At 44.6% G+C, this 14,527-nt stretch carries 16 protein-coding genes and 1 riboswitch; of the genes, 14 read left to right on the forward strand and 2 right to left on the reverse strand.

Features of this window, described 5'->3' with window-relative positions; all coding sequences use genetic code 11:
• Window positions 1-1,220 (forward strand): methyl-accepting chemotaxis protein (locus NCCP2331_RS14470; protein ID WP_251671579.1); only part of this gene is annotated, 1,220 nt, incomplete at its 5' end.
• 64 nt (window positions 1,221-1,284) lie between these two features.
• On the opposite strand, the gene NCCP2331_RS14475 is transcribed toward NCCP2331_RS14470, so the two are convergent.
• Window positions 1,285-2,259 (reverse strand): DMT family transporter, encoded by a 975-nt coding sequence (locus tag NCCP2331_RS14475; protein ID WP_251671581.1) that lies wholly within the window; start codon window positions 2,257-2,259, stop codon window positions 1,285-1,287.
• Window positions 2,260-2,388: 129 nt separating this feature from the next.
• Between NCCP2331_RS14475 and NCCP2331_RS14480 the strand changes: the two genes are divergently transcribed.
• The 5 genes from NCCP2331_RS14480 to NCCP2331_RS14500 all read left to right on the forward strand — a co-directional run bounded on the left by NCCP2331_RS14480 (window position 2,389) and on the right by NCCP2331_RS14500 (window position 5,385).
• The gene (locus tag NCCP2331_RS14480; protein WP_153721824.1) at window positions 2,389-3,279 is read left to right on the forward strand and encodes a LysR family transcriptional regulator; all 891 of its coding nucleotides are present in this window, start codon (window positions 2,389-2,391) and stop codon (window positions 3,277-3,279) included.
• A gap of 69 nt (window positions 3,280-3,348) precedes the next feature.
• On the forward strand, window positions 3,349-3,906 hold the full coding sequence (locus tag NCCP2331_RS14485) for a DUF420 domain-containing protein (RefSeq protein WP_251671583.1): 558 nt from the start codon (window positions 3,349-3,351) through the stop codon (window positions 3,904-3,906).
• Window positions 3,907-4,012: 106 nt separating this feature from the next.
• Entirely contained in the window at window positions 4,013-5,011 is a 999-nt protein-coding gene (locus tag NCCP2331_RS14490; protein ID WP_376776827.1) for a YcjF family protein, read from the forward strand.
• Between the two features lie 15 nt (window positions 5,012-5,026).
• A complete protein-coding gene (locus NCCP2331_RS14495; RefSeq protein ID WP_153721827.1) occupies window positions 5,027-5,176 on the forward strand; it encodes a hypothetical protein in 150 nt (49 codons plus the stop codon).
• Window positions 5,173-5,385, forward strand: a complete 213-nt coding sequence (locus NCCP2331_RS14500; protein ID WP_251671585.1) for a cysteine-rich CWC family protein — start codon at window positions 5,173-5,175, stop codon at window positions 5,383-5,385. The genes NCCP2331_RS14495 and NCCP2331_RS14500 overlap by 4 nt, the downstream gene beginning before the upstream one ends.
• Before the next feature lie 19 nt (window positions 5,386-5,404).
• Here the strand turns inward: NCCP2331_RS14500 and NCCP2331_RS14505 are convergent, their stop codons facing one another.
• Complete coding sequence (locus NCCP2331_RS14505; RefSeq protein WP_153721829.1) at window positions 5,405-5,905, reverse strand: ferritin; 501 nt, start codon at window positions 5,903-5,905, stop codon at window positions 5,405-5,407.
• A gap of 233 nt (window positions 5,906-6,138) precedes the next feature.
• On the opposite strand from NCCP2331_RS14505, the gene cobT reads away from it, so the two are divergent.
• From cobT to hutH, 8 genes are all read left to right on the forward strand, one after another.
• The gene (gene cobT / locus NCCP2331_RS14510) at window positions 6,139-7,179 is read left to right on the forward strand and encodes a nicotinate-nucleotide--dimethylbenzimidazole phosphoribosyltransferase (RefSeq protein ID WP_376776828.1); all 1,041 of its coding nucleotides are present in this window, start codon (window positions 6,139-6,141) and stop codon (window positions 7,177-7,179) included.
• A 184-nt stretch (window positions 7,180-7,363) separates the two neighbouring features.
• Window positions 7,364-8,275 (forward strand): heme o synthase, encoded by a 912-nt coding sequence (gene cyoE, locus NCCP2331_RS14515; protein ID WP_251671586.1) that lies wholly within the window; start codon window positions 7,364-7,366, stop codon window positions 8,273-8,275.
• A gap of 160 nt (window positions 8,276-8,435) precedes the next feature.
• Window positions 8,436-8,581: riboswitch (FMN riboswitch) on the forward strand.
• 127 nt (window positions 8,582-8,708) lie between these two features.
• Complete coding sequence (ribD, locus tag NCCP2331_RS14520; RefSeq protein WP_251671588.1) at window positions 8,709-9,797, forward strand: bifunctional diaminohydroxyphosphoribosylaminopyrimidine deaminase/5-amino-6-(5-phosphoribosylamino)uracil reductase RibD; 1,089 nt, start codon at window positions 8,709-8,711, stop codon at window positions 9,795-9,797.
• Window positions 9,798-9,800: 3 nt separating this feature from the next.
• Window positions 9,801-10,445, forward strand: a complete 645-nt coding sequence (ribE, locus tag NCCP2331_RS14525) for a riboflavin synthase (protein WP_251671590.1) — start codon at window positions 9,801-9,803, stop codon at window positions 10,443-10,445.
• 22 nt (window positions 10,446-10,467) lie between these two features.
• On the forward strand, window positions 10,468-11,661 hold the full coding sequence (locus NCCP2331_RS14530; RefSeq protein ID WP_251671592.1) for a bifunctional 3,4-dihydroxy-2-butanone-4-phosphate synthase/GTP cyclohydrolase II: 1,194 nt from the start codon (window positions 10,468-10,470) through the stop codon (window positions 11,659-11,661).
• A 12-nt stretch (window positions 11,662-11,673) separates the two neighbouring features.
• A complete protein-coding gene (gene ribH / locus NCCP2331_RS14535; protein WP_251671594.1) occupies window positions 11,674-12,141 on the forward strand; it encodes a 6,7-dimethyl-8-ribityllumazine synthase in 468 nt (155 codons plus the stop codon).
• A gap of 154 nt (window positions 12,142-12,295) precedes the next feature.
• Window positions 12,296-12,745: a histidine utilization transcription antiterminator HutP gene (hutP, locus tag NCCP2331_RS14540; protein ID WP_153721836.1), complete on the forward strand. Its 450-nt coding sequence runs from the start codon at window positions 12,296-12,298 to the stop codon at window positions 12,743-12,745.
• A 171-nt stretch (window positions 12,746-12,916) separates the two neighbouring features.
• Window positions 12,917-14,437 carry a histidine ammonia-lyase gene (gene hutH / locus NCCP2331_RS14545; protein WP_251671597.1) on the forward strand — a complete coding sequence of 507 codons (1,521 nt, stop codon included), beginning with the start codon at window positions 12,917-12,919 and terminating at the stop codon, window positions 14,435-14,437.
• The last annotated feature ends 90 nt before the right edge of the window (window positions 14,438-14,527 follow it).

Below are 14,527 nucleotides of genomic sequence, written 5' to 3' on the forward strand. Positions count from 1 at the left end.
TTTACGGAATGACAGCATCGATAATTCTGCCGGCTGCTGTTATGGCGTTTCTTGCTTATCTATTCAATCTCCCGTTCAATCAGGGAGCGGTTTTTACTGCTGGGTCACTTATTATTTCTGCAGTCACAACCATTTCTCTCTATAAGATGGTCATGAAAGGCATTCGGTCATGGCGGTCAGTAACGCGAAAGATTTCAGCAGGCGACCTGACAGCAGAGGTAACTGAACGGTCTCGATCCGAATTTAACCAAATTGGATTTGAAATTAATAAAATGGTCATCGGTACAAAGAATATTGTCAAAGAGCTAGATCAGTCATCCAGTATCGTAGACCAGATCAGCGAGGACCAAGCCTCTGAAGCCAAGCGGATATCCGGTGTCTTTACTGCCTATGGCGATACGATGCAAAATTTCCAGAGCGGAACAGAACAGCAGCTTTCTTCGCTGCAGTCCGCAAACGCTATGGTGCAGACGATGATGCAGGGGATACGGGAAATGGAAACGCGCGTACAGCAAACTCTTTCCAAATCTGAAGAGGCGTCTTCTGCCGCAGAAGAAGGCAGCCAGGCAATCGAGGAATCTGAGCAGAAAATGCAGCAAATTAATGAAGCGGTTCAATTGTCCTCTCAGAAAATCATGCAAGTGGCGGACGATATTAATCAGGTCATCCAAAAAGTTTCATTGATCACAAAAATTGCGGAGCAGACCAATTTATTGGCATTGAACGCCTCGATAGAAGCAGCCCGGGCGGGAGATGCAGGCAGCGGATTTTCTGTCGTTGCCAATGAAGTCCGTAAGCTTGCGGAAGAAACGAATGACTTCGCAAACGACGTTGTCCGGACTTTAGAGAAGACGAATCATGAAGTGAAAATTGCCGTAGAGCAGGTGGAGTCGAATACCGATACGATTCAGGAAGGTGTCGAAATCGTCCAAGTAGCAGGACAGTCCATCCATCAAATGAACGAAGCAGTCATCGAAACGAAATCGGCTGTCAGCAGTAACAGCAGACATGCGGAAGAGCTGATCAAAGACGGCGAACAGATTGAAAAGATCATTGAACAGATCACCTCTATTTCCGAGCAATTCACAGAAAGCGTTACTGAAACCGTTGCGGGAATGGATGAACAGATTGAAGGGATTCATCAGCTGGCCGGTGATGCGGTAAGACTTACAGATCAAGCTGCTGCACTGAACCGAATTGTTCATCGATTCAAGTTTTAAAGCAGGTGCCTAGTGGAATGAAAAGCAGGCTTGCTAAACCAATTGGTTTAGCAAGCCTGCTTATTTATGCGGTCACACTCGGCTGAGGCTGATTCTTATATTGTTTCGCCTCATCCTTGCGCTTTTGCTGCAGGCGTAAAAAGATGTTATTGCCGAGCAGTGACGCAATGATGAAGAGGGTTCCGAGGTAATCAAATACTGTCAGTTGATACCCCTGTACAAATGAAATGACCAGCGTCGTCACAGGCACGAAGTTGATGAACAGCAATCCGTTCAATGGAGACAAGATCCGCACGCCGACATTCCAGCCGAGCAAAGCAATGATCCCCGGAAAAATAATCATGAACAGCATATGTGGGGTGACCGTCTGCAAAACAGCAACTGTCGGTACCGAAATATAACCTGTCAGTGTAACGAAAAACACCACGACACAGGCAGTGGCCGTACCGAGCAGACAGCTAAGTGTTGAATAACGCAGAGCAGACCAGCCGCTGAAATGGTCACCGCCCATTGTGTAGATGACCCAGCCGATTACCGCTAAAAAGATCAGCAGGGAAGGAACGATATCATCTGTTGCGGTCAAGAACGAGCGCAAATCGCCTTTCGTTATAACCAGCATGACACCGATAAATGCAGTGAATACACAAGCCAGCGTGAAACCATGCGGCTTATGCCGGCTGACGAACCAAACGATGACAATCGAAATCATCGGCATCATCGCTTCCGAAATAGATGCGACCATAATCCCTGGCTCGCCCATTAAATCCTCACCCCAGAAAATGAAAAGGTTATAGACAACAAACGCCATTGTGCCGAAGAACCAAAGCGAAAGCCCTCTCTTCTCCATGCGGAATGACTGCTTTCCTTCTTTCCACCACAATAAAATGACTAGTAAAAAAGTTACCGATACATAGCGGATCAACGTAAAATAAAATGGATCTATGGCTTGAAATGCGCTATTGGCAACAGGGAACATCGCACCCCAAGACGCACTGGCGATAAAGCATAGAAACGCTCCCCATAAAATTCTGTTTTTCATTAAAACAAACCTCCTCGAAGTACTAACTCTAGTAAACTAAAGATTTGCCATCATGTAAAACGAATTATAATGATGCGTACTATCATTTTTTTTGATACCATAGAGATAATAGAGAAATGAGGGAGTAAATTGGAGTTTAAGGACTTGGAAATATTCCAGATGGTTGCAGAAAAAGGAACAATTACGGAAGCTGCAAAAGAGCTTCGTTATGTACAGTCAAACATTACTTCCAGGATTCAGAAACTGGAAAATGAATTGAAAACCCCGTTATTCAATCGGCATAACCGCGGAATGATTTTGACGCCGGAAGGAAAGAGGCTTCTCATTTATAGTGAAAAGATTCTGTCTTTGACAAATGAAATGAGAAAAGTCGTGCAGAATGATAAGGAGCCTTCAGGAAAACTGGAAATTGGCTCTGTCGAAACGGTGATCAAACTGCCTGTAATTCTATCGAGATATAATAAAAAGTACAAACAGGTGGATCTATCTTTATTGAGCGGGGTCACGGAGGAGCTGCAGTATAAAGTGCTGAATCATCAATTGGACGGTGCTTTTATTTCGGCGGGCCACGCTCATCCAGATCTGGCGGTGCATGATGTACTGGAAGAAGAACTCGTTCTTCTGTCTGATAAACCCTTTCAATCACTTGAAGATATTAAAGATGAACCGATTTTGTGCTTCAGTAAAGGCTGCGGCTACCGGGAAAGACTGGAACTCTGGCTTGCGGATGAACAGTTCACTCCGACAAAAATGATGGAATTCGGTACACTTGAAACAATTCTTGGCAGTGTGGCAGCGGGGCTTGGTGTCACATTTGTGCCGAAGTCCACAGTCGCGCATCTTGTGGAACAGGGACTCGTGCATACGTATCCTTTACCCCCGAAATACAGCCGCATAAAAACGGTGTTTGTACGAAGATCTGATTCGTATTTGACGCCGACAATTAACAAGTTCATTAAAATTATAGAAGAATTTCATGAAGAAACATCCAATCAAGTTCAAAAATCGACACAAAGTTAACTTCGCAGGAAGGTTATATATGATAGTATGTAGGGTAGTTTATAAATATAGAATTAGGAGTGTCTATAGATGAATCCCAGCAATCACACAACAATTCACGGCTCATTCAAAAAACGTAATTACAAACCCCCCATCATCATTATTTCAGTTATCCTAATTGGTGCGATCGGCGTGCTGGCGGGAATGCCCGGAGTTGAAAACTTCACAGCATTTGATATTACGATACTGCCTCTTTTGAATGCCATCTTTAACAGCTTTACATTTATTTTCCTGGTCTGCGCATTAGTCGCAATACTGAAGAAAAATATTACTGTGCATAAACGCTTTATTTATGCAGCATTCTGTACAACGGCACTATTCCTCGTGACCTATGTCTCCTATCACTTTTTATCAGAGTCCACTCCATATGGAGGCGGAGGATTCATGGCAGGATTCTATTATTTCATCTTAATCACGCATATTGTCCTTGCAGCAGCGATTGTGCCGCTTGCTCTAACTAGTGTCGCAAGAGCATGGAATATGGAAAATGCACGCCATCGAAAAATTGCGCGCTGGACTATGCCGATCTGGCTTTATGTCAGTCTGACTGGTGTACTTGTGTATATCCTCATTTCACCTTATTATTAAGAAACAAACTGAAAAAGCATCAGTCATCTGTATTTCTTGACTGATGCTTTTTCTACAACTCAGTAAACTAAATATTACAAATAATCAGTTGAATGGATGTGTTTGTGTGAAAGTAACAAATTTTATGTCAGATGACTCGTTCGACAAAATCTTTCAGCAGGAATCGGATGATATTAATGAACAGTTAAAAAAGGAAATCCTAGTCGCGATGATCGGTGACGTCAATGCAGGAAAGTCCTCTACATTAAATCGTCTTATGCAAAAAGACGTGGCGGAAGTAGGCGCACAGCCCGGAGAGACAAAAGAAGTAAAGAAATATTATTACAGAGAAAATATCCTGTTTGTCGATACACCCGGACTTGATGATATTTACCAGGAACATTCACAAGAAACACTGAAATTCTACAATGAAGCTGATGTCATTTTATTCTTTTTGAATGCAGCGGGTACGGTCCTTTCAGATACCGAACTGAAATCTCTGAATAAAATTGCGACGCTTAACAAGAAAATTATCCTTGTCCTCAATAAAATCGATGCCGCAGATGACATTCCGAGTTTAGTGAACTACATACTGGAGCATACTGGGTTTGCTTATCCCGTTATCCCGGTTTCATCTAAAACAGGGGAACAGATGGAGTTTCTTCAGAAAGAAATTCTGCAGCAATTGAAAGAAACGAATAAAGATGTGCTGCTGGCATCAGAAATGGCGGATAAATCATCGATTGCCAAGCGCTGGATCTTAGCGGCCGGCGCTTCTGCCGCTGCAATCGGTGCGGTGCCGATCCCCGGAGCCGATTTTGTTCCGCTTACGACATTACAGGTCGGCCTCATGCTGAAACTGTCGACGCTGTACGGCAAGCCGATTACGAAGGATCATGCAAAAGAGTTGATTATCGCAACCGTTGTTGGCAATATCGGAAAAACAGCATTCCGCCAAATCGTCAAAGTGATTCCGGGTGCAGGCATGGTAGTGGCAGCGAGCGTCGCGGGTTCGATGACTGTCGCACTGGGATATGCAGTTAAATATATGTATGAAAATGAGATGGAACTGAACCCGGCAACATTGAAGAAGGTGTATAAAACATTTTTGAAAAAAGAAAAGTAAAAAGGGGCTGACTGTATGGAGTGGTTTAATTATGCAACGTTTGTGGTGGCTTTATTGGCGGGATTATATTCAATGGAAAGCATGAAACGCAATAAAGAATTGGAAGAACGAGTTGAAAAGCTGGAGAAGAAGCAGACAGCTGAGCTCGATAAGCACAGGTTATGAGTGCAACGGATGTCTGTCCCATCTGCAAAGGGGACAACCATTGCGGCAATGGACTGCCAAAAGAAAAAGGAGTTTGCTGGTGCACGTCTAAAACATTTCCTGAAGAAGTTTTCTTCCATATTCCAGAACAAGAACTGCATAAACACTGCATCTGTCAGCACTGTCTGGAAAAAATCGCTGCAAAAAAACAGGCAGGTGAAGGTCACTGACCCTTCGCCTGCCTGTTGGTTATTCTTCTTTAAAAGAACGCTGTGCCAGTTCTTTTTCGTAAATAAACAGAGCATTCTTATCTTCGCGGATACGCTTTAAATATTCGATATGTGTATCAAACGTTGATTCTTCCTCAACTTGTTCATCCAGGAACCAGTTCAGAAATGAAATTGTCGCATGCTCTTTTTCTTCCCATGCCAGATCCATAATTGAGTAAAATGATCTCGTGACTTCTTTTTCTTGTTTCAATGCCACTTCGAACGTGTGGACCAAGTTATCGAACGATGTAGCAGGCGCCGGTATTTCTGTAATGATGGCACGGATGCCGCGGTCGTTCAAATAAGAATAAATCTTCATGGCATGGAAGCGCTCCTCTTCCACCTGTTGAAGGAAGAAGTGGGCAAAACCGCTGTAATTTTGATATTCACAATAGGATGCCATGGATAAATACGTTTGAGCTGCGGCAAATTCATTGTTCATCTGTTCGTTCAATGCTTGTGCTAATTTTTCGCTAATCATGTGCTTTCGACTCCTTTTTCTTTTAGGGTTCTATACCCTGTCAGGAACTTTTCAATCTGAAGTATGCTGTACACTCCTAAGTATACATGCAGGAAGCCTCAATTTACTAGAGAGTCATGTAATTTCTCTCAGAACAAGCAAAGCTGATATCAAACTCTTTGATTCTAGTGATATACTGTACATATGAATGAAAATGCATTTATCTAATTAATGAAGTGAAAGAAGGAATTGAAGTGTACAATTATACAATACCCGCCCTGGATCAGCGGGCTGGTGCAGAAGCCAAAGCTTATATAGACACGTTGACGAAGCCTGTCGGCAGCTTAGGTAAATTAGAAGAGATAGCTGTCCAGATAGCTGAAATGCAGGGACAGTTTATGCCGCATCTGGAAAAGCTCGGTATTCTGGTATTCGCTGCAGACCACGGAGTGACAGAGGAAGGGATATCAGCATTTCCACAAGAAGTAACCCGTCAAATGGTCAGTAATATGGCACAGGGCGGTGCCGCGATCAATGTGTTCGGAAGACAGCAGCAAGCGGAATTTTCATTGGTTGATGTAGGAGTAAAAGGCGGGGAATTCGAAGAGCCGGTGAAGAACCGGAAAATACGTGAAAGTACTCGGAATTTCGCAAAAGAAGCAGCTATGACGGCTGAAGAAGCCTTGCGCGCGGTTCAGACTGGCTACGAAGAAGCGGTGGCTTTATTTGAGAAAGGTGTCGACTGTTTGGCGGTCGGTGAAGTCGGAATCGGGAATACGACAGCGAGCAGTGCAGTAGCAGCAGCAGTTACCGGTTTGGATCCTGCAGAACTGGTGGGATTCGGAACAGGTATTTCATCTGAACAGCATGTTCATAAAATTGATGTCGTGAAAAGAGCTTTGGATTTTCATCAGCCTGATGCGGAAGACGGCTATGATATTTTGCAGAAGGTCGGCGGTTTGGAATTAGCTGCAATGGCAGGGGCGATGCTGGCGGCAGCAACAAATCGCGTGCCGATTATTCTGGACGGTTTTATTTCTACAGCTGCAGCCTGTGTAGCAGAGCGGCTTGGAAAAGGAACAGTGAATTATATGCTGCTGGGTCATCAATCGATGGAACCGGGACATCAAAAAGCATATAGCTATCTGGGGAAAGAGCCGATTGTATCACTGAGCATGCGTCTTGGAGAAGGAACTGGAGCAGCGGTTGCCTTTGGAGTGATCCAGTCTGCTGTGCGTATGGTGAATGAAATGGCCACTTTTGAAAGCGCAGGCGTTTCAGCTAAAAGCGAATAGAAAAACAGGAAGGTGTTTACATACACTTTCCTGTCTTTTTCGGTGTGGACAAAGATTTGTAACACTTTGTAAAAAATATCGAGTTTTTTTGATTTTACTTTTAAGAAAATGATATAGTTAGAAGTATACAGTAATCAACTTATCATTAATTGTGAAACATAAGCAGAAAAGGAGAACGGATCTTATGACGAAAGAAGCCCATATTGTATCGTCTGATACACACAGCCGCTCGGCGTCTGCCTTCTTCTCAGATATTAAATCATTGATTAAAGGACCTGTCCTTATCGCGAATGTATTACCGGTTTTTGCTGGTTTCTGGCTGGCACTTTATTTTTCTGGAATGACTCTTGCGGGGAACTGGACAATGTTCTGGCTGACGATGATCGGCAGCACGTTCCTGATGGCAGGGGCGCTGGTGATGAATAACTGGTACGATTCAGACATCGATACCTTTATGGAAAGAACGCAGCAGCGGCCGACAGTTACAGGGAATTTTCAACTGAAAACGGTATTAAATATCGGAATGATATTATCTGGGATTGGTATGTTATTGTTGTTATTCACGACTTTTGAAGCAGCACTTTATGCATTTATCGGCTGGTTCACGTATGTAATTCCCTATACGATGTGGTCTAAACGTAAGTATACATTAAATACTGTAATCGGAAGTGTTTCAGGTGCAGTGACACCTTTAATCGGCTGGGCTGCAATCATGCCCGCCAATCATATTGTGCCGATCGTACTGTTCGCTATTTTATTTATTTGGCAAATGCCTCATACTTTTGCAATTGCGATGAAGAAATACGATGATTATAAAGCGGCAAATGTGGCGATGCTTCCAGTCGTCAAAGGCTTTGATTTTACTAAGCGTCAGATGCTGAATTACGTACTGTGCCTGCTGCCGCTGCCGTTTTTACTGCCAATGTTCGGGACAGCTTTCCTTGTGGTTGCCACCTTGATGAATCTCGGGTATATCGGTGCCAGTATTTATGGATTTTATGCAAAAGATAATTACCGATGGGCAAATGTTATGTTTTTATATTCAGTAAATTATATGACACTGCTGTTTGCGATGATGATTTTGCTGACATTTTAATTTCGATTTGAAGACTTCTCTTGCCTTATCGGCATAAGAGAAGTTTTTTCTATCTCACTGCTCTGCGAAAAGAACTGTGCACTAGGTATTTTCAACTGAATAAGTATTCAGATATTGTCTTTTCTTAATTGGGTATGCTAGACTCGTAGGTAATCGAATAAGTTTCCTTCGGGGCAGGGTGGAAGTCCCTACCGACGGTGATGAGCTTACGAGCTCTTAGTCCGTGACCCGGATGCTATTAAGCAGAAGGTGGATTTGGTGAAACTCCAAAGCCGACAGTTACAGTCTGGATGAGAGAAGGAACAGTGCGTTTTTTAAATTTGTCATTTATAACGCTTATTTTGTCATGGTCACAAGCCCCGCATTTTTACTCTGCGGGGTTTTTTTCATTGATAATGTCACAGAGGAATACAGCAAGTTGGAGTGTGTTGCAGTGAATCAAGACTTTATGGAAATGGCGCTGAAGCTTGCAGAAAATGTTGCAGGTCAGACGTCTCCCAATCCGCCGGTCGGTGCTGTTTTGGTGAAAGACGGCCGAGTGATCGGGATGGGTGCGCATATGCAGGCAGGTGAAAGTCATGCAGAACGTATTGCGCTGGATATGGCGGGCGAAAAAGCGAAAGGTGCTGATTTGTATGTCACGCTGGAGCCGTGTTCCCATACCGGCAGAACCTCTCCGTGTGCAGATGCAATAATCCAAGCAGGTGTCTTACGTGTATTTGTCGCGATTTCGGATCCTAATCCGCTGGTAGCAGGCAAAGGCATGGAACGTCTGCGAGCCGCGGGTATACAGGTACAGGATGGCCTGTGCAGCAAACAGGCACAGAAACTGTATGAATCATTTTTTCATTTTATTCGAACAAAAACACCTCATGTGACAATGAAAACAGCGATGACAATTGACGGTAAAATTGCAACTTCTGCAGGAGACAGTAAATGGGTGACGAGTGAGCAGGCAAGGCTCGATGTCCATCTGCTTCGTCATTCCCAAGATGCGATTTTAGTAGGCGTTCAAACTATACTTCATGATAACCCTCTTCTCACCACCAGACTGCCCCAAGGTGGAAAACATCCTATTCGAGTTATTTTAGATACCTGGCTGCGAACACCAGAACACAGTCAGGTGATTCAAAACAGTGAGACTTCCACATGGATTTTTTGCGGAAAAGATGCAGATCCGCAGCGTGAAAATTTATTTACACAGCCTCATGTTCAAGTGATCCGTATGCTCAAAACTGATCTTGTCATCGGAGAAATTCTCTTGGAGCTTGGCTTGCGGGATGTCATGACACTGTTAGTTGAAGGCGGTGCAGCGGTCAATGCTTCCTTTGTCAAAGCACGCGCTGTACAGAAAGTGATTTGTTATATGGCGCCTAAATTGCTTGGTGGCCGGGATTCGCTGACACCGGTCAGCGGGTTGAATCCGCGTATGATGAATGAAGCTCTCAACCTGATTTTCGAAAGCGTGGAACTAATCGGTCCCGATATCAAAATAACAGCCATACCGAAAGTGGTGGATTGAGCAGTGTTTACAGGAATTATTGAAGAAATTGGTTCAGTCAAAAGCGTACGTCCCGATTCCCAATCGATGACTCTGACAATTGCTGCCTCGAAAGTACTGACAGATGTTCATCTCGGTGACAGCATCGCGGTAAACGGTGTCTGTCTGACGGTAACAGAGTTTACAGGCAGTCAGTTTTCGGCTGATGTGATGCCGGAAACCGTATCGTCTACATCTCTGTGCCAGCTGACAGCCGGGAGCAGAGTGAATTTAGAACGTGCACTTGCTGCAAACGGACGATTTGGCGGTCATTTTGTCACCGGCCATATAGACGGAGTAGCTGTGATACGTGAGAAGAGAACTGTCGATAATGCCCTTTATATCAGGCTTGCATTGCCCGAAAAATATGAACCTTATTTGCTTAACAAAGGCTCGATTTCATTAGACGGAACATCATTGACGATCTTTGAAGTAAATCAAACAGATATCACCATTTCGCTCATTCCGCATTCACAGGAAATGACCGTTCTCGCCAATAAGCGAATAGGTGAAACGGTCAATTTTGAATGTGATATGCTCGCAAAATATGTGGAAAATATGCTGAACCGGGGTGTCGGTAAAAAAGAAACAATGTCTGAAGATTATTTGAGGCAGCATGGATTCTTGTGAGTGAATGAGGAGGAGAAATTAAATGTTTCATACAATCGAAGAAGCACTGGAAGATTTAAAACAGGGCAAAGTCGTCATCGTAGTAGATGATGAAGACCGTGAGAATGAAGGAGACTTTGTCGCGCTGGCCGATCAGATCACACCTGAAATTATTAATTTTATGGCAGCGAAAGGACGCGGTTTGATCTGTGTGCCGATTATGGAGGAGAAAGCACAGCAGCTTGGATTGCAGATGATGACAGATCATAACACTGATACACATGGCACTGCATTTACTATCAGTGTCGACCATATCACCACACATACTGGAATCAGTGCATTTGAACGTGCAGATACAATTGTCAAGATGATGGAGCCTGCTGCAGCTGCGAATGAATTCAAACGGCCGGGTCATATTTTTCCGCTAGTTGCGAAATCTGGAGGGGTTCTGGAACGTACAGGACATACGGAAGCTGCAGTAGACTTGGCTAGGCTTGCCGGCAGTTCACCCGCAGGCGTCATCTGCGAAATTATGAATGACGACGGCACGATGGCGCGCGTACCGGAATTGCGGAAGATGTCGGAAGAGCTGAATTTAAAGCTGATTACGATCCAGGATTTGATTCGTTATCGCCTGCAGCAGGAGCAATTAATTGTAAGGGAAGCGGAAATCAAGCTGCCTACTGATTTTGGGGAGTTTCGCATGATCGGTTATACCGAGGCGCTTACCGGTAAAGAGCATGTGGCATTGGTTAAAGGCGATATGACAACGAACGAGCCGGTCTTGGTACGTGTTCATTCCGAATGTCTGACGGGAGACGTATTCGGATCCTGCCGCTGTGACTGCGGACCTCAATTACATGCCGCATTAGCGCAGATTGAGCAGGAAGGCCGCGGCGTGCTGCTGTATATGCGTCAGGAAGGCAGAGGCATCGGCCTCATCAACAAACTCAAAGCCTATGAACTGCAAGAGCAGGGATACGACACAGTAGAAGCCAATGAAAAATTAGGCTTTGCGGCAGACTTGCGTGACTACGGTATAGGAGCACAAATACTGCGCGAACTTGGTATCAGACAAATGCGTTTGCTGACCAATAATCCAAAGAAAATAGCGGGTTTGAAAGGCTATGAATTGGAAGTTGTTGAACGCATGCCGATTCAATTGCCGATGAAAATAGAAAACGAAAAATATCTGCAGACAAAAGCAGAAAAACTCGGGCATTTATTAACGATCTAAGGAGAGATGACAATGGGGAAATTATTTGAAGGTCATTTAACAGGTACAGGGTTAAAAGTGGGTATTGTTGTAGGGCGTTTCAATGAATTTATCACAGGGAAATTACTTTCGGCAGCACAGGATGCATTCAAGAGACATGGCGTAGCTGAATCGGATGTGGACATTGCGTGGGTGCCGGGGGCTTTTGAAATCCCGTTCATTGCGAAAAAAATGGCGGATTCCAAGAAATACGATGCAGTAATTACGCTGGGCACTGTTATTCGCGGCGCAACGCCTCATTTTGACTACGTCTGTAATGAAGCGGCAAAAGGAGTTTCGCAGGCAGGTCTTCAGTCGGGAGTACCTGTCATCTTCGGTGTATTGACGACAGATACGATTGAGCAGTCCATTGAGCGCGCGGGCACAAAGGCTGGAAATAAAGGATGGGATGCAGCCGTTTCGGCAATTGAAATGGCAAATCTGTCGCGCCAGTTTGATTAATATTGCGTTTGGAGCAGCTGCTCCAAACGCAGTGACAAAGAAAGCGCTTTAATTATTTTCGTGCATGTATTGACCAACTGTAATACATCTGCAATAATAGAGTCAGTCAGTAGTGAAAATTAGATGTGAGTACATCTGAAGAAGAAGGTACAACATGGAAAAGCTTGATACAAGGATTGGACGCCAGGCAGTTTTGTATACGTTCTCAGAGAGTGAAGCAGAAGATCAAAGAATTGAGAATGAACTACAGCAGCTGGGGTGGCGTTATGGTAAGGGTAAAGTAGGATCGATGGAGTTTCAAAAGATTGTAGCGGCCATCGAAACCCTGGCAAAACGGCAAGGAATTGTAGACCAGGATGTCTATCGTGAAATGCACTCACTGTATCACGCGATTATTGAAGCCATGCACGGCGTAACGCGCGGCCAGGTGGAATTAGGCGGCATGCTGCGTACTGCTGGTCTCCGCTTTGCGATTGTCCGGGGCACGCCTTTCGAACATGAAGCAGAAGGCGAATGGATTGCCGTGGCAGTTTACGGTACAATCGGAGCACCGGTTCGCGGTTTCGAACATGAGGCAATTGGTTTAGGGATCAATCACATGTAAATAAGAAATAAGCCTATAGTTATTTAGACAATAAGGAGGCTATATTTGACATGCGCGGTACCCCTTTAGGGATCCGTCTGTCGATATAGCCTCTTTTTGCCTGCTCAAAAAGGTTTCTTACTTCATGAGATGTATGCAACTGGAGCAAATGACATCAAGGAGGAAATGTAAATGATCGAATTAACTGGACGTACACTAACAATTGAAGAGGCAAGAGAAGTATTGGTAAATGGAGTGCAGGTAAAGGCTTCAGAAGAAAGTATGAAAGCGGTTCAGAAAAGCCGCGAAGCAGTAGAAAAGATTGTGGCAGAAGGTAAAGTTGTTTACGGTATCACAACAGGATTCGGTAAATTCAGTGATGTGCTCATTGAACCGGAAAATACGGAAGAGCTTCAATTAAATTTAATTCATTCGCATGCATGCGGAATCGGCGAACCGTTTCCTGAAATGGTATCCCGCGGGATGACACTGCTTCGTGCAAATGCTCTTTTAAAAGGATTTTCAGGAATTCGCCCTGTCGTAATCGAACGTCTGCTGGATCTTGTCAATGCCGGCATTCATGCGGTTATCCCGCAGCAAGGGTCACTCGGCGCAAGCGGAGACTTGGCTCCTCTGTCACATTTAGCACTTGTTTTGATGGGAGAAGGAGAAGTATTCTATAAAGGCGAGCGTATGGAATCCATGAAAGCAATGACTCAGGAAGGTATCGAGCCAGTTAAATTGAAAGCGAAAGAAGGCTTGGCGCTGATCAACGGAACGCAGGCGATGACCGCAATGGGACTGGTCAATTACATCGAGTCGGAACAGCTTGCTTATCAAACAGAAGCAATCTCTACATTGACATTGGAAAGTTTGCGCGGAATCGTGGATGCTTTCGATGCGGATGTTCACGAAGCACGCGGCTACCGCCAGCAGACAGAAGTAGCGGAGCGTATGCGCCGTATGTTCATCGGCAGCCAGTTGACAACAAGACAAGGGGAACTTCGTGTGCAGGATGCGTATTCATTACGCTGTATTCCTCAAGTTCACGGGGCGTCTTGGCAGGTTCTTGATTATGTAAGAGAAAAGCTGGAAATCGAAATGAACGCGGCAACTGATAATCCGTTAATTTTTGATGAAGGTGAAAAGGTTATCTCAGGCGGCAACTTCCACGGCCAGCCGATCGCATTTGCTATGGACTTCCTGAAAGTTGCCATGGCAGAGTTTGCGAATATTTCAGAGCGTCGGGTTGAGCGTCTTGTCAATCCGCAGCTGAACGATTTGCCGCCATTCCTGAGCCCAGAACCCGGCTTACAGTCCGGAGCGATGATTATGCAATATGCTGCAGCATCATTAGTTTCAGAGAATAAAACGCTGGCTCACCCGGCAAGTGTTGACTCGATTCCGTCTTCTGCCAACCAGGAAGATCACGTCAGCATGGGGACTATCGGTTCTCGCCATGCGTACCAAATCATTCAGAATGCGCGCAGAGTACTGGCGATTGAATTGATCTGTGCAATGCAGGCTGCAGAATACAGAGGAGCTGAAAAACTGGCTGACTTTACGAAGAAGTTCTATGAAGAAGCTCGTACTGTTGTACCAAGCATTAAAAAAGATCGCATTTTCTCTAAGGATATCGAAGCTGCTGCTGCATGGCTGCTTGAGATGGACTGGAAAGCATTTGCGGATCAATCTCTGCCGAAACAAGCATAATCTTACTGCTAATATAATATTGTAATGCAAGAATGACATATCCAGTCTAATGCCGGCGGCGATTATTTCCGTCCGGCTGCAGCTGGATGT

Source organism: Sporosarcina sp. NCCP-2331, from assembly GCF_023707945.1.
Taxonomy (GTDB): domain Bacteria; phylum Bacillota; class Bacilli; order Bacillales_A; family Planococcaceae; genus Sporosarcina; species Sporosarcina cascadiensis.